The 25,614-nt window shown below is 51.2% G+C and carries 32 protein-coding genes and 1 tRNA gene; 16 read left to right on the top strand and 17 right to left on the bottom strand.

The window, feature by feature from the left end; translation table 11 throughout:
• From D568_RS0107590 to D568_RS0107565, 6 genes are read left to right on the top strand one after another with little or no spacing between them, the layout of a single operon-like run.
• Positions 1-276, top strand: coding sequence for a hypothetical protein (locus tag D568_RS0107590; protein WP_020208990.1), 276 nt, complete (start codon positions 1-3; stop codon positions 274-276).
• Positions 273-527: a hypothetical protein gene (locus D568_RS0107585; RefSeq protein WP_020208989.1), complete on the top strand. Its 255-nt coding sequence runs from the start codon at positions 273-275 to the stop codon at positions 525-527. The genes D568_RS0107590 and D568_RS0107585 overlap by 4 nt, the downstream gene beginning before the upstream one ends.
• Positions 527-790 carry a hypothetical protein gene (locus D568_RS0107580; RefSeq protein WP_020208988.1) on the top strand — a complete coding sequence of 88 codons (264 nt, stop codon included), beginning with the start codon at positions 527-529 and terminating at the stop codon, positions 788-790. The genes D568_RS0107585 and D568_RS0107580 overlap by 1 nt, the downstream gene beginning before the upstream one ends.
• 25 nt (positions 791-815) lie before the next feature.
• Positions 816-1,244 (top strand): hypothetical protein, encoded by a 429-nt coding sequence (locus D568_RS0107575; RefSeq protein WP_020208987.1) that lies wholly within the window; start codon positions 816-818, stop codon positions 1,242-1,244.
• Positions 1,244-2,503, top strand: a complete 1,260-nt coding sequence (locus D568_RS19635) for a tyrosine-type recombinase/integrase (protein WP_020208986.1) — start codon at positions 1,244-1,246, stop codon at positions 2,501-2,503. The genes D568_RS0107575 and D568_RS19635 overlap by 1 nt, the downstream gene beginning before the upstream one ends.
• Before the next feature lies 1 nt (position 2,504).
• Entirely contained in the window at positions 2,505-2,771 is a 267-nt protein-coding gene (locus tag D568_RS0107565) for a hypothetical protein (RefSeq protein WP_020208985.1), read from the top strand.
• 102 nt (positions 2,772-2,873) lie between these two features.
• On the opposite strand, the gene D568_RS0107560 is transcribed toward D568_RS0107565, so the two are convergent.
• From D568_RS0107560 to thrS, 9 genes are all read right to left on the bottom strand, one after another.
• Positions 2,874-2,950 (bottom strand) — tRNA-Pro (locus tag D568_RS0107560).
• A 118-nt stretch (positions 2,951-3,068) separates the two neighbouring features.
• On the bottom strand, positions 3,069-3,425 hold the full coding sequence (locus tag D568_RS0107555) for a MerR family transcriptional regulator (RefSeq protein WP_020208984.1): 357 nt from the start codon (positions 3,423-3,425) through the stop codon (positions 3,069-3,071).
• On the bottom strand, positions 3,406-3,714 hold the full coding sequence (ihfA, locus tag D568_RS0107550; protein WP_020208983.1) for an integration host factor subunit alpha: 309 nt from the start codon (positions 3,712-3,714) through the stop codon (positions 3,406-3,408). The genes D568_RS0107555 and ihfA overlap by 20 nt, the downstream gene beginning before the upstream one ends.
• A gap of 10 nt (positions 3,715-3,724) precedes the next feature.
• On the bottom strand, positions 3,725-6,100 hold the full coding sequence (pheT, locus tag D568_RS0107545; RefSeq protein ID WP_020208982.1) for a phenylalanine--tRNA ligase subunit beta: 2,376 nt from the start codon (positions 6,098-6,100) through the stop codon (positions 3,725-3,727).
• Between the two features lie 47 nt (positions 6,101-6,147).
• Positions 6,148-7,185 (bottom strand): phenylalanine--tRNA ligase subunit alpha, encoded by a 1,038-nt coding sequence (gene pheS, locus D568_RS0107540; protein ID WP_020208981.1) that lies wholly within the window; start codon positions 7,183-7,185, stop codon positions 6,148-6,150.
• A 142-nt stretch (positions 7,186-7,327) separates the two neighbouring features.
• Positions 7,328-7,687, bottom strand: coding sequence for a 50S ribosomal protein L20 (gene rplT / locus D568_RS0107535; protein ID WP_020208980.1), 360 nt, complete (start codon positions 7,685-7,687; stop codon positions 7,328-7,330).
• A 33-nt stretch (positions 7,688-7,720) separates the two neighbouring features.
• The gene (gene rpmI, locus D568_RS0107530) at positions 7,721-7,918 is read right to left on the bottom strand and encodes a 50S ribosomal protein L35 (protein ID WP_020208979.1); all 198 of its coding nucleotides are present in this window, start codon (positions 7,916-7,918) and stop codon (positions 7,721-7,723) included.
• Positions 7,919-7,979: 61 nt separating this feature from the next.
• Positions 7,980-8,519 (bottom strand): translation initiation factor IF-3, encoded by a 540-nt coding sequence (gene infC, locus D568_RS0107525; RefSeq protein WP_083915329.1) that lies wholly within the window; start codon positions 8,517-8,519, stop codon positions 7,980-7,982.
• A 20-nt stretch (positions 8,520-8,539) separates the two neighbouring features.
• A complete protein-coding gene (gene thrS / locus D568_RS0107520) occupies positions 8,540-10,480 on the bottom strand; it encodes a threonine--tRNA ligase (protein ID WP_020208977.1) in 1,941 nt (646 codons plus the stop codon).
• A gap of 197 nt (positions 10,481-10,677) precedes the next feature.
• Here thrS and D568_RS0107515 point away from each other — a divergent pair, with 197 nt between their 5' ends.
• The 4 genes from D568_RS0107515 to xthA all read left to right on the top strand — a co-directional run bounded on the left by D568_RS0107515 (position 10,678) and on the right by xthA (position 14,740).
• Positions 10,678-11,385 carry an RNA polymerase sigma factor gene (locus D568_RS0107515; RefSeq protein ID WP_020208976.1) on the top strand — a complete coding sequence of 236 codons (708 nt, stop codon included), beginning with the start codon at positions 10,678-10,680 and terminating at the stop codon, positions 11,383-11,385.
• The gene (locus D568_RS19630; RefSeq protein WP_020208975.1) at positions 11,379-11,618 is read left to right on the top strand and encodes a zf-HC2 domain-containing protein; all 240 of its coding nucleotides are present in this window, start codon (positions 11,379-11,381) and stop codon (positions 11,616-11,618) included. Before D568_RS0107515 ends, D568_RS19630 begins: the two co-directional genes overlap by 7 nt.
• A 107-nt stretch (positions 11,619-11,725) precedes the next feature.
• The gene (locus D568_RS0107505) at positions 11,726-13,870 is read left to right on the top strand and encodes a carboxy terminal-processing peptidase (protein ID WP_026286906.1); all 2,145 of its coding nucleotides are present in this window, start codon (positions 11,726-11,728) and stop codon (positions 13,868-13,870) included.
• Between the two features lie 54 nt (positions 13,871-13,924).
• Positions 13,925-14,740: an exodeoxyribonuclease III gene (gene xthA, locus D568_RS0107500; protein WP_020208973.1), complete on the top strand. Its 816-nt coding sequence runs from the start codon at positions 13,925-13,927 to the stop codon at positions 14,738-14,740.
• A gap of 79 nt (positions 14,741-14,819) precedes the next feature.
• Here the strand turns inward: xthA and D568_RS0107495 are convergent, their stop codons facing one another.
• Together D568_RS0107495 and D568_RS0107490 are read right to left on the bottom strand one after the other, a co-directional pair.
• Positions 14,820-17,063, bottom strand: a complete 2,244-nt coding sequence (locus tag D568_RS0107495) for a response regulator (protein ID WP_020208972.1) — start codon at positions 17,061-17,063, stop codon at positions 14,820-14,822.
• A gap of 16 nt (positions 17,064-17,079) precedes the next feature.
• The gene (locus D568_RS0107490) at positions 17,080-17,280 is read right to left on the bottom strand and encodes a DUF2788 domain-containing protein (protein WP_020208971.1); all 201 of its coding nucleotides are present in this window, start codon (positions 17,278-17,280) and stop codon (positions 17,080-17,082) included.
• Positions 17,281-17,465: 185 nt separating this feature from the next.
• Between D568_RS0107490 and D568_RS19625 the strand changes: the two genes are divergently transcribed.
• Positions 17,466-17,822 (top strand): hypothetical protein, encoded by a 357-nt coding sequence (locus D568_RS19625; protein WP_020208970.1) that lies wholly within the window; start codon positions 17,466-17,468, stop codon positions 17,820-17,822.
• A 76-nt stretch (positions 17,823-17,898) separates the two neighbouring features.
• Here D568_RS19625 and D568_RS0107480 read toward each other — a convergent pair whose 3' ends face one another.
• From D568_RS0107480 to moaC, 3 genes are read right to left on the bottom strand one after another with little or no spacing between them, the layout of a single operon-like run.
• Positions 17,899-18,354: a molybdenum cofactor biosynthesis protein MoaE gene (locus D568_RS0107480; RefSeq protein ID WP_020208969.1), complete on the bottom strand. Its 456-nt coding sequence runs from the start codon at positions 18,352-18,354 to the stop codon at positions 17,899-17,901.
• Positions 18,355-18,358: 4 nt separating this feature from the next.
• The gene (gene moaD, locus D568_RS0107475) at positions 18,359-18,613 is read right to left on the bottom strand and encodes a molybdopterin converting factor subunit 1 (protein ID WP_020208968.1); all 255 of its coding nucleotides are present in this window, start codon (positions 18,611-18,613) and stop codon (positions 18,359-18,361) included.
• Positions 18,610-19,089 carry a cyclic pyranopterin monophosphate synthase MoaC gene (gene moaC, locus D568_RS0107470; protein ID WP_020208967.1) on the bottom strand — a complete coding sequence of 160 codons (480 nt, stop codon included), beginning with the start codon at positions 19,087-19,089 and terminating at the stop codon, positions 18,610-18,612. The genes moaD and moaC overlap by 4 nt, the downstream gene beginning before the upstream one ends.
• Positions 19,090-19,119: 30 nt before the next feature.
• On the opposite strand from moaC, the gene D568_RS0107465 reads away from it, so the two are divergent.
• Positions 19,120-19,821 carry a glutathione S-transferase N-terminal domain-containing protein gene (locus D568_RS0107465; RefSeq protein ID WP_020208966.1) on the top strand — a complete coding sequence of 234 codons (702 nt, stop codon included), beginning with the start codon at positions 19,120-19,122 and terminating at the stop codon, positions 19,819-19,821.
• Between the two features lie 13 nt (positions 19,822-19,834).
• Here the strand turns inward: D568_RS0107465 and D568_RS0107460 are convergent, their stop codons facing one another.
• On the bottom strand, positions 19,835-20,608 hold the full coding sequence (locus tag D568_RS0107460) for a DUF481 domain-containing protein (protein ID WP_020208965.1): 774 nt from the start codon (positions 20,606-20,608) through the stop codon (positions 19,835-19,837).
• A gap of 174 nt (positions 20,609-20,782) precedes the next feature.
• On the opposite strand from D568_RS0107460, the gene dusA reads away from it, so the two are divergent.
• The 3 genes from dusA to D568_RS0107445 all read left to right on the top strand — a co-directional run bounded on the left by dusA (position 20,783) and on the right by D568_RS0107445 (position 23,411).
• Positions 20,783-21,799, top strand: a complete 1,017-nt coding sequence (gene dusA / locus D568_RS0107455; protein WP_026286905.1) for a tRNA dihydrouridine(20/20a) synthase DusA — start codon at positions 20,783-20,785, stop codon at positions 21,797-21,799.
• 195 nt (positions 21,800-21,994) lie between these two features.
• The gene (gene tal / locus D568_RS0107450; protein WP_020208963.1) at positions 21,995-22,954 is read left to right on the top strand and encodes a transaldolase; all 960 of its coding nucleotides are present in this window, start codon (positions 21,995-21,997) and stop codon (positions 22,952-22,954) included.
• Complete coding sequence (locus D568_RS0107445; protein ID WP_020208962.1) at positions 22,947-23,411, top strand: tellurite resistance TerB family protein; 465 nt, start codon at positions 22,947-22,949, stop codon at positions 23,409-23,411. The genes tal and D568_RS0107445 overlap by 8 nt, the downstream gene beginning before the upstream one ends.
• A 24-nt stretch (positions 23,412-23,435) precedes the next feature.
• Here D568_RS0107445 and D568_RS0107440 read toward each other — a convergent pair whose 3' ends face one another.
• A complete protein-coding gene (locus tag D568_RS0107440) occupies positions 23,436-23,924 on the bottom strand; it encodes an STAS domain-containing protein (RefSeq protein ID WP_020208961.1) in 489 nt (162 codons plus the stop codon).
• A 2-nt stretch (positions 23,925-23,926) separates the two neighbouring features.
• On the bottom strand, positions 23,927-25,114 hold the full coding sequence (locus D568_RS0107435) for a SpoIIE family protein phosphatase (RefSeq protein ID WP_020208960.1): 1,188 nt from the start codon (positions 25,112-25,114) through the stop codon (positions 23,927-23,929).
• Between the two features lie 147 nt (positions 25,115-25,261).
• Between D568_RS0107435 and D568_RS0107430 the strand changes: the two genes are divergently transcribed.
• A complete protein-coding gene (locus D568_RS0107430) occupies positions 25,262-25,567 on the top strand; it encodes a PilZ domain-containing protein (protein WP_020208959.1) in 306 nt (101 codons plus the stop codon).
• Positions 25,568-25,614: the final 47 nt, after the last annotated feature.

Here is a 25,614-nt window from a genome sequence, read left to right as displayed (position 1 = left end):
ATGAAAGAGCAAGACTACTGGCCCAAACGCTTATCGTCCACGAACTACGCCAAGCGATGGGATGCAGACCTGACAGCTGAAACGGTAAATAACCGAATTAAATCAGGAAAGCTGCCAGGAGGCAGAGACGAAGGCGGAAGATACTTTGTGTGGGTGCATCAAGATTTGTCGCCCGCCTGGGATTATGAGGGGCCTATTTTCGCCCCTTCTCAAGAGCCTTCTGCTGGGGAGCAGCTGGCGGATAACATTATTGGCAATATGAGGAAGGCGGGATGAAATTAACCACCCAAGTAGAGAACCACGTTACCCCTAAAGCGCTGGCTAAGACGCTGGCGGAAGCGACACCAGAAGATTTTGCACAGTTTTGGTTTGAGTTTGCCGAGCTTACAGAAAAATCTCCCGAGACAATCCAGAGTTTCGCTAAAGCCATGGCTAGTGATTTTGGGGCAAAACGCAAAGCACCACTTAAAAAACTGGTTAGTATTATTGAGTACCACGAGATTAAGGACAGCGAGGGGTTGTATTAATGGAATCACCCATGTATATGGCGGCGAGCAATCCCGACTACAGCGACGCCGTGAAAGAAATCAACTCAATCATTGGGCTCATAAAATACAATGAGATTAACGGTGCACGCCAGCCCGGAGCCGTCCTGTATGTAGGACACAAGCAATGGCAGGCGCTTCAAACGATTGAGCCCGGCGACCGGCAAGAGATTAAAAACGAAACATTCTGCGGCTATCCGCTGGTTCGCGTGCATAAAGACAGCTGGCTAAGATTGTCCTCATAGACAGTGCATTAAATAAGGATTCAATATGGACACGCTATACATTAAAAATTTAAACGCAGCCTGCTTTATGGCAGAAGTCGCCACCCTCCAGAAAAAATACAAGGCTAAATTAACTTATACGAATGACGACGACGGAATTCATGCTGTAGTTGAAGGTCGAGACTTTTGTATAGGGCATGATCTAGGCGATTATGGGAAAACCTTCCATGTCGCTCATTTATCTTTATTGACCAGCCTTCCATTTGGCGCAATCTCTTTAGACGGAAGAATTAAAGACCCGGCAGACGAGCTTATTGAGCTGCGCAAAAAAATCATAGATGCCGCTGCAATGATGAAAAGAGTGGTTTCGGACCGCGAGCCATCCCCCGATGATCCGCACAATAGCCACAAGGAAGGTGTTGACTACGCCCGATCCGCTTGCATCGATATTATGCGGGAGCTACTGAACCACTAATGGCACCCCGTAACCGAGACAAAAAGAACACCCACCTGGAAGGCAGTAATATCAAAAAGATCGTTCGCGGTGGCACCACCTATTACTACTGGCAGTGCCCCGAGGATGCCCAGCTACCCGACGGCACCCCAATACCCAAGGGCAAACGCCTGCCTCTGGAGCACGGCAACGAGCGTGTAAGCCTGGAGGCCGCGCACGCGCTCAACCGTAAGCTGCTTAAATCAGGCACCGTGGTCGATAAGGCCATGGCCAAAGCATCACGCCCGGTTAGCCGCAATCCGCCGCTTATCGAGGTGCTGGATCAATTTGAGCAAGCCAAGCTAACAGGCAGCAACTACAGCGAGCGATCACTTAAAGAGCGCCTGATGAAAATTCGCCGGTACCGCAGAGAGTGGCCGCATACCCGCGTCGGGCAAATCGACACCCACACCATCGCCATGTTTCTGCGTCAGCTCAGCCCTGAGAGCGCGCGCCAGCATCGCGTGTTGCTGGACCAGATATTTACCTGGGCAGAAAGCGAGGGCTTTACCACGCTGCGCCCTATGGTTGTTATTGAGCGCCCACGACAGCAGCGCCGAAAGCGTGCACGCCACACCTGGGAAGGCCACAAGCGTATTTACGACGCCTCGCCTGACTGGTTAAAGCGCGCCATTAAAATCGCCCTGTACTCTCTACAGCGCCGCTCTGACCTTTGCGACATAACCACCAACAACATCGATATGAAAGAGCACACCATAGAGATACTGCAGCAGAAAAGCCGCAACTATGACAAGCCGGTATTCATCAAAATCAAAATGGGTGACGACTTCCGCCAAGCGGTGCTCGATTGCATCTGGAGCGGCATAGACTGCCCTTACCTGCTTCGCCATAACCCCGGCCGGATAACTAAGACCATGCGGGAAAGTAAGCCGCACCCGTTCTACGTGAAGCCCGACTACCTTACCCGGGCATACTCGGACGTGCGCGACGAGCTGGGCATATACGACCACCTGCCCAAGTCACAGCGCCCCGGCATACACTCACTGCGCGCCCTGGGCATCTGGCTGTACACCAAGGCCGGATACAGCGACGAATACATCATGGCCTTGGCCGGACACGCCAGCGAGCGCATGAAAACGCACTACTACGACGGCCACGAGAAACGCACGGCCAAACTGGTAAACGCAGACCTATCGCTAGATAGCGTTAATCTGGAAAACATAGACTGGGAAACCGACCTTTCCCCGAAACTTAAGAAGCTAGCCGAAGCTGGAGAATAAGATGCTCTGTTACCGTTATGACGACCATACCAATCAGGCATTGGCGCTAATGTTGTCGGACCTACATCGCCATGAGTCCTCTCTGCATTCTGCCCTGAAACAGGCGCATCTTGAGCCAAGTTGCTTTGAGCAAGCGATACTCAGCGATCCCACGAGAACCAGCCTTCTGTCCGAAATAGCCAACTGTGTTTCGCTGGCCACAAAAATCATGTTCGACCCGGTTTCCAGCGAGAACGTATTAATCCAGCATTCAGATTTCCGCCCGTGAGCTGCAAATCATTCGGAAAAAATTCGGAAAAAATAGGAAAACTTGATTAAGCTCAGTAGCCCGGCAATTCGGCTGCAGCCCCCGTGGCTACTGGCTTTAAGATGGTCGGAACGGCGGGATTCGAACCCACGACCACCACACCCCCAGTGTGGTGCGCTACCAGGCTGCGCTACGTTCCGACTTTAGGGCGTTTAACGAACTGTGCGTCAAACGAGGTGGGCATAATACCGGAATTTACTCAGATTGCAACACGCTTTTTAGCGCACCATACCTTTGTAATCAGAGGCTTAGGCTTGCTTATTTCTTCAACACGTCGAGCAGTGTTTCAAGCTCGGCAATCATCTGACTGACCAGCTGATTAAAGTGGGTGGCGTCCTGCTGGGCGGTTTCACCGCTCATTTGCTGGCGAGCACCGCCAATAGTGAAACCTTGGTCGTAGAGCAATGATCGGATTTGGCGGATGGTTAATACATCCTGACGCTGATAGTAGCGACGATTGCCGCGACGCTTAACGGGCTTAAGCTGAGGAAACTCCTGCTCCCAGTAACGAAGCACATGGGGTTTGACGGCGCACAGCTCACTGACTTCACCAATCGTGAAGTAGCGCTTGCCGGGTATAACCGGCAATTCGTCGTTATGGCTTGGTTCCAGCATAAGTCTCTACTCGGGCCTTCAGTTTTTGTCCCGGTCTGAAAGTAACTACTCGGCGTGCGCTGATGGGAATTTCTTCCCCAGTCTTTGGGTTGCGGCCAGGGCGCTGGCTTTTATCGCGCAAGTCGAAATTACCGAAACCGGACAACTTCACTTGCTCGTTACATTCCAAAGAGTGTCTGATTTCTTCGAAAAACAGCTCGACAAGCTCTTTGGCCTCACGCTTATTGAGGCCGAGCTCTTCGTACAGCTTTTCTGCTAAATCCGCTTTGGTCAGCGCACCGTTGGGCATAGGTTCCCGCCTATCTCAGTGTTGCACCGAAATTTTGGGTTACATCATCGACAACACTTTTAATGAACCCGTTAATTTCATCATCGTTAAGAGTGCGGGAAGGATGCTGAAAGGTCAAGCCCAAGGCAAGACTTTTTCTATGTGGATCAATGCCTTTGCCCATATAAAGGTCAAACACCTTTAAGTCTGTGAGATGCTCGCCAGCATTATTTTTGATGCTAGCCAGCAAACTTTCAGCCGGTAAATCCTTATCTACAAGTAACGCTAAATCCCGACGTACAGCCGGAAATTTAGACAAGGGGGTAAAGGCCGGAATACGCGCATCGAGTAATGCATCCAACTCCAGCTCGAACACGAATACGCCGTCTGGCAGATCAAGCTCACCCTGCAACACGGGATGAATCGCACCAACAACACCAATCGTTTTACCCGCCAAGCTCACGGTGGCCGTTTGGCCTGGGTGGAGCGCAGGATGAGACCCCGCTTGGAATTGCAGCTCAGAGGCCTGACCGGTGACACCTAACAGCGACTCTACGTCACCCTTTAAATCGTAAAAATCGACTTTTCGGCTATCGTCGGCCCAGTTTTCACCGGCCAATGGGCCGTAGATCAGACCGGCCAAAGTAGGCGTTTGCGCCACGCCAGATGGACCCGGCACAAATTTTTGCCCCGATTCAAACAGACGCAAGCGCTGTTGCTGACGGTTCAGGTTGTAGCGCAGCACACTGACCAAACCCGGCATCAAACTGGTGCGCATCACCGCCATATCCGCACTGATCGGATTCTGCAGGGCAACGGGATCAACCTCCGGCTCAAATTGCGCCGCAAGCTTAGGATCGATAAAGCTGTAGGTCACAACCTCTTGGAAATCGCGCGCGATCAAATGGCGGCGCAAGCTCGACAACTTAACCCGAGACTCCGTATAAGGCTTAATCGCCATGCTCTGATCCGGCACTTTGGTGGGCAGGCGGTTATAGCCGTAAATACGGGCCAACTCTTCCAACAAGTCCGCTTCAATGCTGACATCAAAACGCCAGCTCGGCGCTGTCGTCAACCAGCCAGAATCGGTCGGCGTTACCGCAAAGCCAAGGCGGGTAAGCATATCTTCCACATCGCTGTCGGCAAGCTCAATGTCCAAACCGCTCGCAATACGCTCGCGGCGCAATTCAACTTTTGCGATCTGGGGAAGATGCTCATTCACAGCTTCAGTCACAGGCCCGGCCTGACCGCCGACAATGTCCAACAACAGCGCCGTCGCTCGCTCTATGGCTTCACGCGCTAACTGATAATCCACACCGCGCTCAAAACGGTGAGAGGAATCTGTGTGCAAGCCATAGCCACGGGCGCGCCCGGCAATGGCTAGCGGATTAAAAAAGGCGCTCTCTAAAAAGATATCTTTAGTGGCCGAGGTTACCGAGCTCGCCAGACCGCCCATAATACCGGCCATAGCCAGAGGCTTGGCGTCATCCGCAATCAGTAGCGTGCCTGCGCTTAACTCCACCTCCTGCTCATCGAGCAACACCAGCTTTTCACCTTGCTGCGCCTCGCGCACCTTAATGCCGCCGTCAATTTTTTCCAGATCAAACGCGTGCATGGGCTGCCCTAACTCCAACAGCACATAATTAGTAACATCTACTACAGCGTCAATGGAGCGCACACCGCTGCGACGAAGCTTTTCTTGCAGCCACAGCGGGCTGGGTGCACTGACATCGACACCGCGAATAACCCGTCCCAAGTAACGCGAGCACGCATCACCAGCGCTCAGAGTTACCGGCAGCTCATCCTTTATGGATGCGGCTACCGGCTCGGCGGATACTGCCCTCACAGGGTGGCGGTTAATAACACCAAGCTCTCTCGCCAACCCCCGCACACTCAAGCAATCACCGCGGTTTGGGGTGATATCCACCTCAATCACGGTGTCATTCAAATTTAAATAGTCGCGCAGCTCTGTGCCTACAGGCGCATCTTCGGCCAGCTCCCACAAGCCATCGTCGTCATCACCTGCCTGCAACTCGGTTTGCGCGCACAGCATGCCAAAAGACTCGACACCGCGCAGCTTGGCTTTTTTGATTTTGAAATCGCCCGGCAGCTTGGCGCCAACGGTGGCAAAGGGTATTTTGAGTCCAGCGCGGGCATTGGGCGCGCCGCAAACCACTTGCACTTCACCGCCTTCGGGATGGCCCGCCACCTGACAAACGCGCAGTTTATCGGCGTCTGGGTGCTGCTCAATACGGACAATTTGCCCCACGTACACGCCGCTGAACTCGCCCGCTACAGGCTCGGTCGCATCTACTTCAATACCGGCCATGGTGAGTTGGTCAACTACGGTTTGAGTATCAACCTCTGGGTTAATCCACTCGCGCAACCAGGATTCGCTAACTTTCATAATTCAAATTCTCTTTGCCTGTCTGGCTCTTTTGTGTGTGGGTCGGCTTAAAATTGCTGCAAAAACTTCACATCGTTTTCAAAGAACAACCGCAAGTCGTTTACCCCGTAGCGGAGCATGGCCATGCGCTCTACACCAATACCAAACGCGAAGCCTGTATAAACCTCTGGATCGATGCCCGAGGCCTTAAACACATTGGGGTGCACCATGCCGCAACCCATAATTTCAATCCAACCCGTGTTTTTACACACCCGACACCCTTTGCCGTGGCACTGAGTACAGCCGATATCCACTTCCGCCGAAGGCTCGGTAAATGGAAAGTAGGAAGGACGAAAACGCACCGGCGCATCCGTTTCAAAAAAGGCTTTAAGAAATTGGTCCACTGTGCCTTTGAGATCAGCAAAGCTGATGTTTTTGTCCACCACCAAGCCTTCAATTTGGTGGAACATGGGCGTGTGGGTTAAATCCGAATCACAGCGGTAAACCCGACCCGGGCAGACAATGCGAATGGGCGGCTCGGAAGACTCCATCACTCGCACCTGCACAGGCGAAGTGTGGGTGCGCAATACATAGCTGCCGCCCGAGGTCTGGAAGTGCTTATCTTCCACATAAAAGGTGTCGTGCATAGCGCGGGCTGGGTGATGGGCCGGAATATTCAGCGCTTCAAAGTTGTGCTGATCATCCTCAATTTCTGGGCCTTCGGCCACTTCGTAGCCCACTTGGGCAAAAATTTCCGCGATGCGGTCAAGCGTGCGGGTAACCGGGTGCAAGCCACCCGTCTCACGCGCCCGCCCGGGCAAAGTAACGTCGATGGTCTGCTCGGCCAATTTGGCCTCAATGGCAGCGCGCTCCAGGCGATTCTTCACTTCTTCAATACGCGCCTGAACCTGCTGCTTGGCCTGATTGATTTTGGCTCCTGCGGCAGGACGCTCTTCGGCCGACAACTTACCCAGCATTTTAGCCTGGGCGCTAATCTGGCCCTTTTTACCCAGGTACTCCACCCGAACTTTATCCAGTGCGGCCAGATCATCGGCACTGTCTACCAGCTTGAGCGCCTCTTCGGTCAGCGCGGCGAGATTTTCCATCGCAGTATCCAATTGTTTTATTGCGTTAACGTTTTAAACCCAGCATGCGCTGGCAACAAATAAAAAAGGGGAGGCCTGCAACAGCCCTCCCCTTTATCGCGTACTTGCACGGGCAGCGAGCCCGTCTGCGTCATTGCGGCGATTAAGCAGCCAGAGCTGATTTTGCCTGAGCAACAACGGCAGCAAAGGCCGCTTTATCGTGTACAGCCAAATCGGCCAATACGCGACGATCCAGCGCAATGTTGGCTTTCTTCAAACCAGCAATCAGCTGGCTGTAAGTCATGCCTTCAGCACGAGACTGAGCGTTAATACGGGTAATCCACAGAGCGCGGAAGTTGCGCTTGTTGACACGACGGTCGCGGTACGCGTACTGGCCAGCCTTAATAACGGCTTGCTTAGCAACACGAAATACGCGCGAACGAGCGCCGTAATAACCTTTTGCAGCTTTTAAAACTTTCTTGTGACGACGACGCGCCTCTACACCACGTTTTACACGGGCCATAATAAACTCCTCTTAAATTCTCAAATGAACCAATTACTTGGCGCGCAGCATGCGATCTACTAACGGCTTGTCGGCGGCGTTAAGCTGCTCGGTGCCGCGCAGCTGACGCTTACGCTTGGTGGTCATTTTGGTGAGGATGTGGCTCTTGTTAGCGTGCTTGTGCTTATAACCAGAGGCCGTCTTTTTAAAGCGCTTGGCGGCGCCAGAGTGTACTTTAGCTTTTGTTGCCATGAGAAAAACTCCGCATTTGCAATGATTGATATATAAGTAACCTAGGCAGCTAAAAGCCCGGCTACTTTCTCTTTTTCGGGGCCATGACCATAATCAGTTGGCGGCCTTCCATTTTGGGCCGTTGCTCCACTGTTGCCAGTTCTTCCAGGTCGGTCTCGATGCGCTGCATCATTTCCATTCCCAGCTCCTGGTGAGCCATTTCGCGGCCGCGGTAGCGCAGTGATACCTTGGCCTTGTCCCCGTTTTCAAGGAAACGTATAAGGTTGCGTAGCTTGACCTTATAATCCCCTTCTTCCGTCCCTGGACGAAACTTCATTTCTTTAATTTGCTGCTGCTTTTGCTTTTTCTTCGCAGCGGCTTTGGTTTTCTTGATCTCGAACAGGTGTTTGCCATAGTCCATGACTTTACAAACAACCGGTGTACTATCAGGCGCTATTTCTACCAGGTCCAAATCGGCATCCTGGGCAACTTTCAAGGCCTCGTCCAGGGGTACAACCCCCACTTGTTCGCCATCTGCGCCAATCAGTCGTACTTCACTGGCTTCGATTTGGTCATTAATACGGGCTTTCTTGGATTTGCCTTTAGCGTTATCTCTTTTGATAGTATCTGTCTCCTGCTCAATTAATCTTGCGAGTCAGACGCCAAAACCCGACTGCGGTTAGCAACATCCGTTGCCAACAGGTCGGTAAAGGCCTCCAGACTCATTACTCCCAGGTCTTTGCCCTCGCGCGTACGCACGGCCACCTGGCCGGATTCCACTTCTTTGTCGCCTGCGACAAGTAAATACGGAACCCGCTGAATTGTGTGCTCGCGGATTTTAAAGCCGATCTTCTCGTTTCTCAAGTCCGAAACGGCCCTAAACCCGCTATCTGCTAGGGTTTTTTCTACTTTTTGCACATATTCGGCCTGATTATCGGTGATATTGGCGATCACCACCTGCACAGGCGCGAGCCAGGTGGGGAACGAGCCCTCATAGTTTTCGATCAAAATACCGATAAAACGCTCAAACGAACCGAGGATAGCGCGGTGCAACATGACCGGTACCTGACGAGAACCGTCTTCGGCTACATACTGCGCATCCAAACGTCCAGGCATGGAGAAATCAACCTGAATGGTGCCGCACTGCCACACCCGCCCGAGGCAGTCTTTCAGAGAAAACTCAATTTTGGGGCCGTAAAAGGCACCCTCTCCGGGCAGCAGTTTGTACTCCAGACCTTTTGCATCCAGCGCATCCGCGAGTGCTTTTTCAGCCTTATCCCAAACCGCATCGTCGCCCACGCGCTGCTCTGGGCGAGTAGATAGGCGGATAATGACTTCATTAAAACCAAAGTCGGCGTAAACCTGATACAGCAAATCGGTAAAGGCTGACACCTCATCCTGAATAGCATCTTCAGCACAGAAAATATGGGCATCGTCCTGGGTAAAGCCGCGCACCCTCATAATACCGTGCAGTGAGCCCGAGGCTTCGTTGCGGTGACAGCTGCCAAACTCCGCCAAACGCAGGGGCAAGTCACGGTAGCTGCGCAAACCCTGGTTAAATACTTGCACGTGGCAGGGGCAGTTCATGGGTTTAACGGCAAACTCGCGATCTTCGGACTTCAACATAAACATGTCGTCGCCGAATTTATCCGCGTGACCGGATTTTTGCCACAGACTTAAGTCCACCACCTGCGGGGTTTTAATCTCTTGATAGCCGTTATCGCGCTGCACTTTGCGCATGTATTCTTCAATGGAGGTGTAAACAGACCAGCCCTTGGGGTGCCAGAACACCATACCCGGCGCTTCTTCCTGCATGTGGAATAAGTCGAACTTTTTGGCCAGCTTACGATGATCGCGCTTCTCAGCCTCTTCCAAACGACGCAGATAGGCTTTTAATTCCTTTTTGTCGTTCCACGCTGTGCCGTAAATACGCTGCAACTGCTTGTTGCTCGCATCGCCGCGCCAGTAGGCACCGGAAACACGCATGAGCTTGAAATGGCGCATCACCCGCGTGTTTGGCACATGGGGGCCGCGGCACATATCGATATATTCTTCGTGGTGATACAGGCCAACCGCTTGCTCTCCCTCGGCAATCAGTCCATCAACCAGCTCGACCTTATAATCCTCACCGCGCCCAGCAAACACTTCGCGCGCCTGCTGTATCGGCGTCATTTTCTTTACGACGTCGTAGTCTTTCTTTATCAGCTCTTGAATGCGCTTCTCGACAGCCTCCAGATCTTCTGGTGTCAGCGGGCGTTCGTAATCAATGTCGTAATAAAAGCCATCATCAATAACGGGGCCGATGGCCATTTTCGCTTCGGGAAACAGCTGCTTAATCGCATGCCCTACCAAATGCGCAAACGAATGGCGGATAACCTCCACCCCTTCTTCATCACGGCCGGTAATCAAAGAGATTGAGGCATCGTGATCAATGACTTCGCAGGCATCAACCAACTGACCATCAATACGGCCACATACCGTGGCTTTGGCCAGGCCGGGGCCAATATCTTCGGCTACCTGCATCAAGGTGACAGGCTGGGAAAATTCGCGTTTGGAACCATCGGGGAGGGTAATAATAGGCATTTCAACATCCTTCCTCAGTGGTGACCCCTACCAAAGGCCACTTGCGTGCATTTCGGCGCACCGCGCCGCTAAAAGCGGGCCAGTATAGTAAAACGAAGACAGTTACACCACCCGCTTCTGTAACAAAAGCAGACCTTCCGTCTCTAACCAAATAGTTCAGGTCATTACCTCAGCCACAAGGCAACAGAAAACTTTTAATGATGCTATATTGCAGCGCCAACAACCCTGCGCAGGCCATCAATTCAGGCCTGCCGACCGTATCAGCAAAAAAGGGCGCACCTTTGGTTGCATCACCTTGCAACAATTTACCCGAGGCCGAACTCATTTCGGCTGCTATCACTGGCAACGAAAAAGCCTACCTGACCCTCATCGAAACCCATTACAGCACCATGCTCGCGGTGGCAGGTGGCATCGTTGGGCCTACACATGCTGAAGATGTTGTGCAAGAAGCGTGGATATCGGCCCACCGCGCCCTTCCCAAGTTCGAGCAGCGATCAAGCCTTAAAACATGGCTTTTGCGAATAGTCAGTAACGAGGCCCTGAGCAGGGTTAAAAAGGAATCCCGCCACATTTCTTTGCCTGAATCTGACCCCAACGGCCAACTTGACGAAAACGACTTTAAAGCCAATGGGCATTGGGCCAGCGCCCCGCCCCGCTGGCACCTCGACACGCCCGACGCGCTGTTAGAGCAAGACCAGCTGCACCGCTGTATCAATAAAACATTGAGCTTGCTGCCACCCACTCAAAAGGCTGTTTTTGTGCTTAGGGATTTAGAGAGCGAACCTTTTGAACAGGTTTGCACACTACTGGACATCAGCCACAGTAACGCCCGAGTGCTCATCCACAGAGCACGGTTAACCTTAATGCAGGTCATTAATCGCTACCAGGAGACCGGCCAATGTTGAAGTGTCGCGACCTGGCGCACCGTGCCAGCGAGTATCTGGATGGCTCAGCAGATAAAAGCCTGCGCTGGCAAATCCGGCTACACCTGGCCATGTGTCGTCATTGCCGCCGATTTGTAAAGCATCTGCAGCTCACCCGCCAGCTCACTGGCAGCGTAGGTAAATTGCCTGCCGCAAGGGATGAACAGCACCTCAAAGTGCTCGCCATAATGACCCAGAAGCCCCCAGAGGGCTGAGTTTACTGGGATAGCAGAACAAATAATGCTATGTTGCTGTCCTATAACCGTACGCGGCCTAGCCAGCCTGTCCGATCTAAGTAGTAATGCGGAGCCTTGAGTTTCTTATGCCAGATAGAATTTCCCTAGCTTTTCGCGCTGCCCAAGCGGCGTGCGTGTTGGTTTTTTCCCTGTCATCGGCCCTTAGCCTGGCGCTCACCCCCGAGCCGCTGCAGATTACCAAAGAACAGAAAGAAACCACCGCCGAGATTGTCCAGTCTCTGCATAAACACCATTACCGCGATCAGGACATTAATGACGAGCTGTCTGAGAAATTTCTCGACAATTATCTGAAAACGCTCGATCCGGGCAAAAGCTATTTCGTCCAGAAAGATATTGACGAGTTTAAAAAGCACGCCAAACAGTTTGACGATGACTTTCAAAAAGGTGAACTGCAGTTTTCATTCGACATCTATGAGCGCTATCGCACTCGGTTTATCGAAAGAACTGAAAGCGCATTGGCACTGCTGGAAGATAAAGAGTACCAATTTGATTTTGCCACCGAAGAATCATTGCTAGTGGATCGCGACAAAGCCAGCTGGCCCGCAGACGATACCGTCGCGAAAGAGCTTTGGCGCAAGCGCGTAAAAGCGGATGTTCTTAATCTTAAGCTCGCAGGCAAAACCGTGGATGAAGCGCGTGAAGTCCTGGGCAAACGCTATAAGAATCAAGCCCGCCGCATGAGCCAGCAAACCGGTGACGACGCCTTTAGCGCGGTCATCAACGCCTTTACCATGCTCTACGACCCACACACCAACTATCTGTCGCCGCGCACCCTTGAGAACTTCAACATCAACATGTCGCTGTCCCTTGAAGGTATTGGCGCCATGCTGCAAAGCGAAGACGAGTACACCAAAGTCGTACGCCTTATTCCAGCTGGCCCCGCTGACAAGCAAGGCCAACTTAAACCTGCTGACCGAATTGTCGGTGTGGGTCAGGACAAAGACGGCGAGATTGTCGATGTGGTCGGCTGGCGCCTGGACGAGGTGGTGGACTTAATTCGCGGCAAAAAAGACAGCACCGTACGACTCGAAGTTTTACCTGCTAAGGCCGCTGCGGGCAGCACCACGCATATCGTCAGTATCAAGCGCGACAAGGTCAAACTGGAAGAGCAGGCCGCACGCAAAGCCGTATTTGAGCTGAGCGATGAAACTGAGCAAAGCTATAAAATCGGCGTTATTGACATTCCGACCTTCTATATGGACTTCGAGGCTTACCGTAATCGCGACCCCAACTATAAAAGTACTACCCGTGATGTATTTAAATTGCTCGGTGAGCTGGCAGCCGAAAACGTGGACGGCATCATCGTGGACTTACGCAATAACGGCGGCGGCTCGCTGCACGAAGCGACCCAGTTAACGGATCTGTTTATCGATCAGGGTCCAGTAGTACAAATCCGCCAAACCAATCAGTTAATTTCACGCAACTACCGCTCTCACTCCAAGGCAGTGTATCGCGGGCCCATCGTAGTACTGATTAACCGCCTCAGCGCATCGGCATCAGAAATCTTTGCCGGCGCTATTCAGGATTACGGACGCGGTATCATTGTTGGCAGCCAATCTTTTGGTAAAGGGTCGGTTCAATCGCTGCAACCGCTTCAACATGGCCAGCTAAAAATTACTGAATCCAAGTTTTACCGTGTCTCGGGCGACAGCACTCAGCATCGCGGCGTACTGCCCGATATTGAGCTACCGGAGCTGATCGACCCAGAGGACGTAGGCGAAAGCAGCTACGATTACGCCCTACCCTGGGACAACATTCACGCGGTAAAACACGACCATTACTTTAATATCGCCAAGCTGTTACCCGATATCGATGCTCGCCATCAAAAGCGTATCGCCAGCGACCCTGACTTCATATTCCTGGCCCAAGAACAAGAGTTAGTGGACGCCAACTCTAACCGAGACAGCATTTCCCTGAGTGAAAAAACTCGCCTAAGCGAGAAAGAGCAACTCGAAAATCAACTGTTAAGCCTGGAGAACAGTCGCCGCAAAGCAAAAGGGCTGGAGCTTTACGAATCGTATGAAGACATCAGCGGCGAAACTTCCTCCGAAGAAGATGCGGAAGGCGATCCTGAAGCCCAGGCAAGAGACGCAGGCCCGCAAGATATAGACCCTGCAAAAGATCCATTTTTAACCGAGGCCGGTTACATTCTGTTGGACTTTATTCGCGGCACACTGAGCGAAGATGCACCCAAGGTCGCCAACTTTTAATATGGCACGGCGGCTTTGGCCGCCGTTTTATTTCACCCAGCGTAAAAACATCTCATGAAAGTCATCTCGTTTAACATCAATAGTATCCGTTCAAGACTGCATCAGCTGCAGGCCATCATTGACAAATATCAGCCGGACTTTATCGGCCTGCAAGAAACGAAGGTAGCCGATGACCAGTTTCCGGTAGCCGACGTAGAAGCCATGGGTTATCATTTGGCTTTTCACGGACAGAAAACCCATTACGGCGTAGCTCTGATGTCAAAGCACCCGTTTATCGACACCATCAAAGGCTTTAGCACAGACACAGAAGAGTCACAAAAGCGCTTTATTGGTGGCTTGTTTGATGTCCCAGAATTTGGCGAAGTTTACGTGTACAACGGCTATTTCCCTCAGGGAGAAAGCCGCGACCACCCACTGAAGTTTCCCGCCAAACAAAAGTACTACGCCGACTTAAACCAGCTGCTGGAAAAAGATCACAACGCCGATAAACCACTGATAATGATGGGGGATATGAATATTTCTCATCAGGACATCGACATTGGCATTGGCGAAGATAATCGTAAGCGCTGGCTACGCACAGGCAAGTGCAGCTTCTTACCGGAAGAGCGGGAATGGCTAAACACGCTATTAAGCTGGGGGCTGGAAGATACCTATCGAGCCATTCACCCCAGCAAAGACGACACGTTTAGCTGGTTTGATTATCGCTCGCGCGGCTTTGAGCGCGACCCAAAACGCGGCCTGCGTATCGATTTAATCCTGGCAAGCCGGGCTCTCGCCCCTAAGTGCGTGGATGCTGGTATCGATTATGAGTTACGAGGCATGGAAAAGCCTTCCGATCACTGCCCGATTTGGTCCGAATTTAAGCCGTAAAAGAAAGAACTAAAGCACCGCCGTAAGTCAGCTTATGCGGTGCCCTTACCAACCTCTTTTAAACTCACCCGAGCATGTCTTATTCTTTTTCGCCGCTCTCTGCTAAATCCAACCATCGTTGCAAACGACCTTCAAGTGCTTCGTAGCGCAAGGGTTTAGCCAGTTGATCATCAAAACCTGCGGTAAATAATTCGCTAAGCTGTCCCTCGGTCAAGGGAGGAATCATGGCAATCACTGGCACCCTTCGCCGGCTGTTGGTCGCCTTTTCATGTTCGCGAATATTTTGCACGGCCCGCACGCCTGAGTCTTCTGGTAACTCGCTATCAAGCAGCACCAAATCAAAGCGCTCTTTTTCTAAAATTGCGACCGCCTCAGGGCCAGAATTTACCAGCTGTACGTAGCAACCCAGTTTTTTAAGCATCCCCGAGGCCACCATCTGATTAACTCGATGGTCCTCCACGACCAGCACTCTTGCCACCCCAGGCCCATCACTCACGGGAACTACCGGTTCAGACGGTGATGGCACGGGCTCAACCTCGCAACTGCCACACATCAACCGCTGACACAGAGCTTCGTACAACTGCCTATACATGATGGGCTTTTCCAGGCAGCTGACCTGAGTGTATTTGGCCAAATGCTCTTGCACTTCTTCGGTATCGCGCTGAAGCACACTCATGGCAATAACCTGGCGCAACTCAGCAGTGGATTCTTCGGTGGCCAACTCTTTCGAAAGCGCCAACGCGTTAAAGCTATTCAGGCGGTTGTAAATCAGCACCAAATCAATGGGCTCGCCTTCTTCATTACAGCTTTTTAGTCGGCTTACCGCTTGTTCATAACCATACACGGTCTGCCCAAGAACGCCCCAGTTACCTAACTCGTCCACCAGGCTCAGAGCCACACGATCGGGTAAATCGACCAAAAGTAATCGTTTGCCTCGCAGTTTCTGATCAGCACCCAATGGCTTGCCATGGTGACTGATGGTTTGCAGCTGCACATTGATAACCAAACGGTTGCCACCGGAGGGTGATTTCAGCAAATGCACACTGCCCCCCATACACTCCGCCAAGCCTTTACTGATCGACAGACCAATACCCACCCGACCGGTTTGTTCAGCTTCCGACAACCGGGTTTCATCCATTTCTGCCTTGGCTTCATCTGTTCGATGGTAATGACTGTCTGCAATCACAATTTGCAGCTCACCGTCGTTGCTCTGATGGTCTCCGTAAGTTACCTCGACAAACACATTGCCTGTCACAGAAAATTTGATCGCGTGCCCTAGCAAGGTCGCCGTAACTTGGCGAAGACGAGCCGCATCTCCCTTCACCCTGGCAGGCAAATCAGCATCGAGCAAATAATTCAACTCTACCCCTTGTTGGTGAGCCTCGGACGAAAAGTCACGCACCAGCTTTGCCACCAAACGACGCAAATCAAAAACCGATTCGTCTAACTCAAGCGACTTGGTTGTGATCTTGGAAAAATCCACCACGTTATTGACCAAGTCCAATTGGCGCTCACCGGCTTTAGAAGCCATTTTAAGTAAATCACGCTGGCGATCGGACAAATCCGCCTCGTCAACCAACGAGAGCGTACCCAAAATATCATTCAACGAAGCGCGAAACTCATGACCTAGATTGATCAGAAATTCATTTTTAAGCTCAATGGCCGCGCGCGAGTTTTTCTGCTCGTGCTCCAGTCCACGGGCACGCTCATGGAGAACATGGTTTGCCTCCAAACGATCCCAATAACCGGCACCGGTAACCCGTGCCTGATGGACCAGCATCATATAAAACAACACCATGATCGCGGCGTACAAGTAACCTTCTACCGTAGCTAAAAGCATGGCGGTTACCGCAGCGGGTATCATGCCGATAAACAAATAAATTTTCAGAAAACGAATGTAGGGCGCAAAAACGTTGGCAACCGACGAATAGAACACCACGGTATACAGCCACATAATCAAGGTTTCTTCGCGCATTCCCAGCACCCAGGTGAGGCTGACGAGAATAACACTCCACCAAATCGCACCGAAAAAGGAAGCCAGAAAATACTGGGTTCGCCACCGCTTCGGAGCGCGGGCGTACAACGCTTCGAAGCGAAATAAGTAATAACTTCGCAATAACGTCACTAACAGAAGGCCGGTTACCAGCACCACGGCCAGATTAGTTTCTCGATAAAAGAAGTCGCCAAATGCCAAACTCAAAGCAAAAACGATAAAATTAAGCACCAGGCCGCGGCGACTGTATTTGGCGACTCGCGCATCGGTATCATGCATTACCTGGCGGTCTTTTTGTACTTTAGAGGTAGCGATAAACAGGTCTATCATAGTGGCGCCTCAACGGCTATTTCATCATCACTTCAACCAGAACGGTCTTGATTACAAAACCCAGCAGCCCCAAGCCTAGGGCTAAGAACAAAATAAAAGTGCCGAACCGCCCCGCTTTAGACTTTTTTGCCAAATCCCAGACAATAAATACCATAAACGCAATTAACCCGCCGATACCAAGCACCAGCGACCAACTTTCAAATTGCTCAAAAGACATTATAAAACCTGTTTGGGGGAGACACTGAGGTAATGGCGGGTATTGTAACCAAGTTACCCCTTTACCGCACCTCGCCTCAATAAATCGCAGCGCCTGGTAACAGAATGGCATACACTAGAATCACCCTCTGGTGGTTCGGGACAGAGACTGATAACAACAAGCGGTTTTACTGAAGAGGACATTGCATGAAAAACCTTATTATCTTTGCCAGCGTAGCAATGCTGTTTTGCCTCAGTGCGTGCAGCCCTGAAGGCGAACCTGACTCTGAATTGGAGCAGTCAGCCAAACAAACCTATGAAAGCGCCAAGCAGACAGCCAAGGCAGCCGCCAGTGCCGCCGCTGACAAGGCCCGCGAGCTGGGCGAAAAGGCCGATGATTTAGCCGAAGATACTGCCGACGCGGCAGGTGAAGCCTGGGAAGATACGAAAGATGCCACCGCTGACGGCGCCGAAAAAGTCAAAGAGATGAGTAAGGACGGCTGGGAAAAAACCAAAAAAACCAGCAAAGATGCCGCCGACTCCATTGATGAAGCGTTAGAGTAGTCGCGCCACCTAACGTTATGGGCGAAGGTAAGCAACTAAGGAGTAAGCGCTTTAGCAGGGAGCGCCTGAAAAGTACCTAATCCCAGCCACTGGCAGCCTGATCGTCAGTGGCTTTTGCATTTACCCAGGCAACGGAGCCACTTTGGCGAAACTCTTTTTTCCAAAAAGGCGCCGTTGTTTTTAATTTGTCGATCAAAAACCGGGCACCTTGAAACGCCTCATCGCGATGCGCTGCTGCCACGGCAACCCACACAATTTGCTCACCGACACTGATTTTCCCCACGCGATGTATTACACGAGCCGCCAGTAATGGCCAACGAGCACAGGCAGTGGCGACTAAGCTCTCAAGTGCGTTTTGCGTCATGGCCGGGTAGTGCTCAAGCTCTAAGGCCTGCACTGGGTCCTCACTGTAATCCGGCCGGACACAGCCAATGAACTGCACAACACCACCGGCTGTAGGAGCGGCGTCCAGTAACGCGTGGTACTCGTCTGCCACGTTAAAATCTTCCTGCTGAACCCGAACACACTGCATCTTCTCAGCCCCCGGTTACCGGTGGAAAGAAAGCAACCTCATCACCATCGGAAATGACGGACTGTGGCTTCACCATTTGCTGATTAATCGCCACCAGCACCTTAGTCTCGACGAATGCTGAGCGCCATAGCTCACCGCGACCCTGTAACTGCTTCATTAAGTTCTCTACCGTAAAGGATCCGGCAGCCGGATAGTCCAGGTTTAGCTCATCGCACCCTAAAGATTCGCGCAACTGGGCAAAAAATAACACCCGAATCATGTATTCTCCCGCACATAGTGGCCACGTCGACCGCCGGACTTCTCCAACAGGCATACGCCATCAATCACCATTCCCATATCCAGCGCTTTGCACATATCAATAACGGTTAATGCGGCAACACTGGCGGCGGTTAGCGCTTCCATTTCCACGCCCGTGCGCCCTGCCAATTTGCAGTAAGCCTCAATATTGACCGCATTGGCGTTTTTATCCAGCGCAAACTCCACCGCGACCTTTGATAGCGCCAGAGGATGACAAAGAGGAATAAGATCACTGCATTTTTTCGCGGCCTGGATTCCGGCAATACGCGCCGTGGCCAGTACATCCCCTTTCTTTAACCCGTTCTCTTCGATCGCTTGCAGGGTTGAGGCCGACATTGTAACCCGGGCTGCAGCCCGGGCTTCGCGGGTTGTGACTGGCTTATCGGCAATATCCACCATACTGGCAGCGCCGCTGCTGTCGCAATGTGTTAGAGTCATTTGTATCTACCTTCTTCTGCGGAGGATGCCATGCAGTTACACCTCGTTAAAGAGCGCTGGCCGGCGCAATTTCCTGAACGTATCCAGCTGTACTCCATGAACACCCCTAACGGCATAAAAGTCGCCTTAGCGCTGGAAGAAATGCACCTGCCTTACGAGCCCCATGTAATTAACATCTTAGAGGGCGAACAGCACGAAGAGGCGTTTAAAGTCATCAACCCAAACAGCAAAATTCCCGCGCTTATTGACCCCAATGGCCCGGACCACCATTCCATCAATTTGATGGAATCCTGTGCGATATTGAAATATCTGAGCGAAAAAACCGGCGACTATACGCCGCTGGATAAAGCGGGTAAAAGCGCCTGCGACCAGTGGCTGTTTTTTCAAGCAGGGCATATCGGCCCGATGTTTGGACAATTTGGCCACTTTTATAAGTACGCCAAGGATCAATGCGATCACCCTTACCCGCTGGAACGCTACCGTCAAGAAACCCGCCGCCTACTGGCCGTGTTGGACAAGCATTTAAGCCGCCACGATTATATGCTGGGCGAGAGTTACAGCATAGTTGATATGGCAATCGTGCCCTGGGTGGACTGCCTAAGCAGGTTCTATGAGGCGGACGATCTTCTCGAGCTTCACCTCTTTACCGCCGTAAATCGCTGGCAGGCACTGTGCATCCAGCGCCCGGCTTACAGACGGGCGCTGGAGGTTTGTGCGGTACAACCCGGATAGCTAAACCTAGACGTTAAAAATTGTAGACCAGGTTTATGTAAGTTGTGGTGTCCGTGCCTTCTTTATCTTCGGCAACATCAGTATCGTGATTGACGGTATAACCCACCTTCATTTGCATTCTGTCACTGATTTTGGTGCTCAAAGAGGTGTCGCTCAAATACCGAGTGTTGGCATCGGCCGCTTCAGCAGCCAATTTTTGGTTAAAGGTGGCGTTTTCGGTAATTTTCCAATTCAGCTCTCCACCAACACGCACCATAAAGCCTTCTTCGCTGACAATAATGTCATTTGCTTCGTCCTCGACCTTGTCACCCCAAAAATAACCGGGGCCGATTTCGCCATCCAGGGTCAGAGTCTCATTGTTGATAAACCGAGCACCATAACCCACCGATGCTACGGTGTAATCACGGTACGAACCAAACTCGTCGTGGGTATGGGATACAAAACCAAATAAACTGCTGAACTCATCGTCAAAAAGGTAAGAAGACTTTGCTGAACCAAAGTATTTCTCGGCCGTAGTTTCAGTGACTTTATCGCCCGACTCTTTTTCAATTTGGTCTTCTTTGTATAAAACCGACGCAACAAACTCGTTTTTCCAGTTATCCAGGTTTTGAGTAGCGTCAATGCGACCATTGACAGAGGTGGTTTCTGTATTCCCGCTGGTGCTGATGGCCCCAAGTTCGGCGGCAACTTCCCAGGTTTTCACCTCTTCAATGTCATCCTGCGCCATAGCACTACCCGCACTGGCCAATAAAACAGTGATTGCGGCGCTGGTATAAAGGGTTTTCATAGCATCTCCTATCCATCGATGGTGTTGTTGGGCGCTATTATACACGCCGCAATTGTGCATTTAAGCCGCAACCCGAGCTCAATTGAGACCAAAGTCATAAGTCTTGGCTTTGTCCTTAGACGCCGATTAGCGCTAAAATAAACAACTTTTCAGATCAAGAGGTCAGCTGCCCCTTTGCAGGACGTAAACTCTCCCCACTCGATCGACCGACGCTTCACCTGCGCCCCGATGATGGATTGGAGCGATCGCCATTGTAGGTATTTTTGGCGCTTACTCAGTCAACAGGCGGTGCTCTACAGCGAAATGGTTACCACTGGAGCCCTGATTCACGGCGATCAAGAACGCTTTTTACGCTTCCACCGTGCGGAGCAACCCTTGGCATTGCAGCTAGGAGGCTCCGATCCAAACGCCCTCGCCACCTGCGCCGATCTGGCACAAACCTGGGGTTACAATGAAGTGAACCTCAATTGTGGCTGCCCGTCGGATAGAGTGCAGAATGGGCGTATAGGTGCCTGCCTTATGGCAGAGCCGACACTGGTTCGTGACTGCATGAGCGCCATGATTGAGCGCGTCAAGATCCCTGTTACCATTAAGCACCGTATCGGTATTGACGACATGGAGGACTACGATGGGCTGCTAAATTTTATTGACATCGTAGCCCAAAGTGGCTGTAAAACCTTTATAGTCCATGCCCGCAAGGCTTGGTTGCAAGGCCTTAGCCCAAAGCAAAATCGAGACATTCCCCCATTAAACTACGAACTGGTAGCACGTATAAAACACGAGCGCCCTGACTTAGAAATTATCGTAAATGGCGGCATCACCCATTTAGAGCAAAGCCAAACACTGCTCCAGCAAGTCGATGGCGTAATGCTTGGCCGGGAAGTGTATGCCAACCCCTACCTGCTTGCCGGGGTAGATTCACTGATTTACGGTAAAGACAGCCCCATACCAAGTCGCCTGGAGGTTATGCAGGCATTTATACGCTACATGCAAACAGAGCTGGAGCATGGTACCCGACTCAATCAAATGACCCGCCATATTCTCGGGCTCTATCAGGGGTTGCCAGGAGCCAGACAATTCCGTCGAATTATCAGCGAAAATGCCCACAAAAAAGGCGCGGGTATAGAAGTGGTATCACGTGCCTTAGCGGCGGTGGAAGGTGAAAACCACGCTTTGCCCCACTCCCAATAGCGTTTACAATACCGCCTCTGAGGTTTTGGGGTAGCAGCGGGGCCATCTAGCGAGCAACGCAAAGGCCATACGGCACCCCAGCAGGGTCTGGCATCAGGCCCTAACTGCCGGGCGCAAAAAACATGCTCCATTCAGAGAGCAACCGGAACGGCCGCACGCTAGTAGTACTTTAATACACTATTTAGGAGCCAAATTGTGAGTACCAAACTCGAACAACTCAAGCAAATGACCGATGTGGTAGCGGATACCGGTGACATCGAAGCGATCAAGCTGTACAAACCACAAGACGCCACGACCAACCCGTCACTGTTGCTGAAAGCCGCTCAACTGCCTGGCTATAAGTCACTGCTGGACGCCTGCATTGCTGCAGCGGCCAAAGAGGGCGGTAGCTCTGACGAACAACTGAAATACGCCTGCGATCACCTGGCCGTTGCCATCGGCTGTGAAATCCTGAAACTGGTTCCTGGCCGTATCTCTACCGAAGTAGACGCACGCCTGAGCTTCGACACCAAAGCCAGCATCGAAAAGGCGCATCACCTGATTGACTTGTACCAGCAAAATGGCATCGACAAGTCTCGCGTATTGATCAAGCTGGCCTCTACCTGGGAAGGCATTCGCGCTGCAGAGCAGCTGGAAAAAGAAGGCATCAACTGTAACCTGACCCTGCTGTTTGGCTTCAACCAAGCCGCTGCCTGTGCTGACGCCGGGGTATTCCTGATTTCGCCTTTCGTAGGCCGTATTCTGGACTGGTACAAAAAAGCCACCGGTGAAGACTACACCTCTGAAACCGATCCGGGCGTAAAATCTGTGCGCCACATCTACAACTACTACAAGCAACACAACTACGAAACCGTGGTAATGGGTGCAAGCTTCCGCAACACCGGCGAGATTGAAGCGCTGGCAGGCTGCGACCGTTTAACCATCAGCCCACAACTGCTGAAAGAGCTGGACGAAGATACCGGTTCACTTGAGCGCGTATTGTCACCCAGCAACACCGGTGAGAGCATCGACAAGCTGATCGATACCGAGAGCTCGTTCCGCTTTGGCATGAATGACGATGCCATGGCCACCGAGAAACTTTCTGAAGGTATCCGCAATTTCGCTGTTGACCAGGTTAAGCTTGAAGACCTGCTGAAAGAGTTGGCCAGTGCTTAATCGCATCGCCCGCTTTTTTGAGAGCCGTCTGTCTAAGGCAGACGGCGACTCGGACACCTTTAGCGACACCGAAAGGCAAATGACCGCTGCAGCTCTACTAATGGAAGTGGCGGCCACAGACCGGGTGTTTGATGAAGCAGAGCTGGCCGCGTTTAAAAAAATTCTTGCCGAGGTTTACCAACTTTCGGATGCGGAAGTGAACGAGCTGCAAAATCGTGCCGAGCAACGGCAGCAAGACGCGACCTCGTTATTTCAATTTACCCAGCTGGTGAATGACCATTTTTCGCACGAGGAAAAATTTGTGCTGGTTAAGTCCATGTGGCAAATTGCCTATGCCGATGGCGACTTGGATAAATACGAAGAGAGCTTAATTCGCCGAGTGGCTGAGTTAATTTATTTATCACATACAGATTTCTTGGTTGCCCGAAACCAAGCTCGTGAGAACCCCACCGTGTAAGCCCAATTGGGCTTATTCACCGTATTACTGATCCCCTTCTAACATATTGATCAAATTGGTGAAGGTTTTTTGATTCTCCTGGTTCAACCCCATAAGAATCCGGTGGGCCTCAATAACTTTTGCTTTGACCGTTTCTTCATCGTTATTTTCTGTCGCACTCAGCGGCTGAGCAGCGGGCACTGGCCTTTGCAATTCATCGACAATGGTGAATATGTCTGCAAAACCCATGGTTTCTAAAATACGATTAATACTGGGGTTAGTCGAATAGATAACCGGACGTGAATTGACTCGCTCGCCTCCTAATATTGATATCTTAGCCATTAACCCTAGCGTGGTACTATCAATAGCTTCAGCTTCGGATAAGTCAAACAGCACACCCGCAAAGTCACTGCGAGCAAACATATCATCAATAAAATTATCGAAAGAGATGCATAATGTCAGGCGCACATCACCCAACATTTTAATCACAAAGACACCATCGTGATCGGCAACCAGAATCTGGCCAGGTCGCATGTTTAATAACCTCGGGTAATGGTCAAAATAGCGATATCATCGGGGGTATCGCTTACATCTTGAATCGCTAAAGCGTCACAGACAGAATCTAAATTCTGCGCCTTTTGCGCCATTAATGCCAGCAAATCAGCCTCTTTTTCTTGTAAAGTTTCCGCTTTTAGAATTTCCAGTACACCATCAGAGAAGCACACCAGTGAAAATTGCTCGGGCAGTTGACGCTGATGCACCTGCCAGCTTACATCTTTAAAAATTCCAACAGGCTTGCCGCTTCCTTGCAAAAACTCTGCTTTGCCATTTATAACCAATATTGGCATAGGCAGATGTCCCGCCACCACGTAGCGCATTTGCCCAGTATAGGTATCAATGACACCTACAAAAAATGTTAAATGATGATTCAGGCTGGTTTCATTAATTTCTCGATTTATGTCCGCCAGCATAGCACTGGCACCAGCCTCAAAGGACTCTTCGGTACTAAACAACCCCTCTTCTCGCACCATTCGACTGACCAAATGTTTCAACCAGATAGTCACAAAAGCAGAAGAAGCTCCGTGACCGGAAACATCCGCCAAATAGAAAGCCAGATATCGACGCCCGACATGCGCATAATCAACAAAATCGCCACTTAAATACAGCGATGGCGCTATATGGTGAGCTATCGAATAACCTTCTGGCGTTACTTGTGGTTTAGGTAACAAACGTCTTTGCACCTGCCTGCCTGCAACTTGATCTCGCTCTAAAACGCGCAGGTTCTCACGTAAGCCTTTGTTAGCACTCTCAAGCTTTTGTCGATACTTTTTATTCTGCGCCAACAAATCACGCCGCTCCAACGCCTTTTCCACTGAGTGAACCAGCACCTCCATGTCTACAATCGGCTTTATCAGATAATCGCTTGCCCCTAAACGTAAAGCAGAAACGACATCGCTCATCACTCCGGCACCAGAGATAACAATAACGGGAATATCCCGGGAGATATCATGAAGATTTTTTAAGACAGTCAGGCCATCCATCGACGGCATACGCAAATCCGTGATCACCAAATCAACGTCTTGATCAGCATAGATTTTTAATCCGGCGACGCCATCACTGGCCTCCAGAACACAGTATCCGCTGTCTTCGAGAAACGCGGCAATGCTGTGCCTTACCGGTTTATCATCATCGATTAAAAGCAGCGTACGGCTGGAATTGATCATTACTTTACCTGTGGAACCAAACAGCGGGAACCCGCTGCCGTAATGGCGCTTAACAGTACTCCCTTATAAGCGCTGGTGCAAGCCTATGGAATTGGCGTCTGTTCGCTGCTACTCTTAACATTAAGCATATAAAAACGGGGCTGCGCTATGGCAATTTCAGATCACTCTTACGATGAAAAACGTGATTTTATCCGCATGAAAATCAACGCCCCTCTTCAGGCGCAACTTACTAGCGGTGAAATAACCCATGTAGGAACCTGTACAGAGCTGAGCGGTGGCGGCCTGCAAGTTATTTTAGACTCCCCCTTGGAAGAGGGATCTGAATGGGAGGTCAATATTAACTCTGAACACGGACATAGCCCACAACTGAAGGCCAAAGTGAAAGTAATAAGAGCTGAAGCGGTGGAGGCTAATTACGCAACAGGTTTTCAAATTACAGAAATTATCGACTGAATAGTCACCAGACTACAAAGGAAAAGGGATTCCTTTATTCACCCCTC

Source organism: Gilvimarinus chinensis DSM 19667, from assembly GCF_000377745.1.
In the GTDB taxonomy this organism is placed as follows: domain Bacteria; phylum Pseudomonadota; class Gammaproteobacteria; order Pseudomonadales; family Cellvibrionaceae; genus Gilvimarinus; species Gilvimarinus chinensis.
This window is presented reverse-complemented; position numbering and strand designations above follow the sequence as displayed.

What these genes read in the sequence shown, in the direction of transcription:
- D568_RS0107590 (WP_020208990.1), top strand. Translation starts at nt 1, where the DNA reads ATGAAAGAGCAAGACTACTGGCCCAAACGCTTATCGTCCACGAACTAC.
- D568_RS0107585 (WP_020208989.1), top strand. Translation starts at nt 273, where the DNA reads ATGAAATTAACCACCCAAGTAGAGAACCACGTTACCCCTAAAGCGCTG.
- D568_RS0107580 (WP_020208988.1), top strand. Translation starts at nt 527, where the DNA reads ATGGAATCACCCATGTATATGGCGGCGAGCAATCCCGACTACAGCGAC.
- D568_RS0107575 (WP_020208987.1), top strand. Translation starts at nt 816, where the DNA reads ATGGACACGCTATACATTAAAAATTTAAACGCAGCCTGCTTTATGGCA.
- D568_RS19635 (WP_020208986.1), top strand. Translation starts at nt 1,244, where the DNA reads ATGGCACCCCGTAACCGAGACAAAAAGAACACCCACCTGGAAGGCAGT.
- D568_RS0107565 (WP_020208985.1), top strand. Translation starts at nt 2,505, where the DNA reads ATGCTCTGTTACCGTTATGACGACCATACCAATCAGGCATTGGCGCTA.
- D568_RS0107555 (WP_020208984.1), bottom strand. Translation starts at nt 3,425, where the DNA reads ATGCTGGAACCAAGCCATAACGACGAATTGCCGGTTATACCCGGCAAG.
- ihfA (WP_020208983.1), bottom strand. Translation starts at nt 3,714, where the DNA reads ATGCCCAACGGTGCGCTGACCAAAGCGGATTTAGCAGAAAAGCTGTAC.
- pheT (WP_020208982.1), bottom strand. Translation starts at nt 6,100, where the DNA reads ATGAAAGTTAGCGAATCCTGGTTGCGCGAGTGGATTAACCCAGAGGTT.
- pheS (WP_020208981.1), bottom strand. Translation starts at nt 7,185, where the DNA reads ATGGAAAATCTCGCCGCGCTGACCGAAGAGGCGCTCAAGCTGGTAGAC.
- rplT (WP_020208980.1), bottom strand. Translation starts at nt 7,687, where the DNA reads ATGGCCCGTGTAAAACGTGGTGTAGAGGCGCGTCGTCGTCACAAGAAA.
- rpmI (WP_020208979.1), bottom strand. Translation starts at nt 7,918, where the DNA reads ATGGCAACAAAAGCTAAAGTACACTCTGGCGCCGCCAAGCGCTTTAAA.
- thrS (WP_020208977.1), bottom strand. Translation starts at nt 10,480, where the DNA reads ATGCCTATTATTACCCTCCCCGATGGTTCCAAACGCGAATTTTCCCAG.
- D568_RS0107515 (WP_020208976.1), top strand. Translation starts at nt 10,678, where the DNA reads ATGATGCTATATTGCAGCGCCAACAACCCTGCGCAGGCCATCAATTCA.
- D568_RS19630 (WP_020208975.1), top strand. Translation starts at nt 11,379, where the DNA reads ATGTTGAAGTGTCGCGACCTGGCGCACCGTGCCAGCGAGTATCTGGAT.
- D568_RS0107505 (WP_026286906.1), top strand. Translation starts at nt 11,726, where the DNA reads ATGCCAGATAGAATTTCCCTAGCTTTTCGCGCTGCCCAAGCGGCGTGC.
- xthA (WP_020208973.1), top strand. Translation starts at nt 13,925, where the DNA reads ATGAAAGTCATCTCGTTTAACATCAATAGTATCCGTTCAAGACTGCAT.
- D568_RS0107495 (WP_020208972.1), bottom strand. Translation starts at nt 17,063, where the DNA reads ATGATAGACCTGTTTATCGCTACCTCTAAAGTACAAAAAGACCGCCAG.
- D568_RS0107490 (WP_020208971.1), bottom strand. Translation starts at nt 17,280, where the DNA reads ATGTCTTTTGAGCAATTTGAAAGTTGGTCGCTGGTGCTTGGTATCGGC.
- D568_RS19625 (WP_020208970.1), top strand. Translation starts at nt 17,466, where the DNA reads ATGAAAAACCTTATTATCTTTGCCAGCGTAGCAATGCTGTTTTGCCTC.
- D568_RS0107480 (WP_020208969.1), bottom strand. Translation starts at nt 18,354, where the DNA reads ATGCAGTGTGTTCGGGTTCAGCAGGAAGATTTTAACGTGGCAGACGAG.
- moaD (WP_020208968.1), bottom strand. Translation starts at nt 18,613, where the DNA reads ATGATTCGGGTGTTATTTTTTGCCCAGTTGCGCGAATCTTTAGGGTGC.
- moaC (WP_020208967.1), bottom strand. Translation starts at nt 19,089, where the DNA reads ATGACTCTAACACATTGCGACAGCAGCGGCGCTGCCAGTATGGTGGAT.
- D568_RS0107465 (WP_020208966.1), top strand. Translation starts at nt 19,120, where the DNA reads ATGCAGTTACACCTCGTTAAAGAGCGCTGGCCGGCGCAATTTCCTGAA.
- D568_RS0107460 (WP_020208965.1), bottom strand. Translation starts at nt 20,608, where the DNA reads ATGAAAACCCTTTATACCAGCGCCGCAATCACTGTTTTATTGGCCAGT.
- D568_RS0107440 (WP_020208961.1), bottom strand. Translation starts at nt 23,924, where the DNA reads ATGCGACCTGGCCAGATTCTGGTTGCCGATCACGATGGTGTCTTTGTG.
- D568_RS0107435 (WP_020208960.1), bottom strand. Translation starts at nt 25,114, where the DNA reads ATGATCAATTCCAGCCGTACGCTGCTTTTAATCGATGATGATAAACCG.
- D568_RS0107430 (WP_020208959.1), top strand. Translation starts at nt 25,262, where the DNA reads ATGGCAATTTCAGATCACTCTTACGATGAAAAACGTGATTTTATCCGC.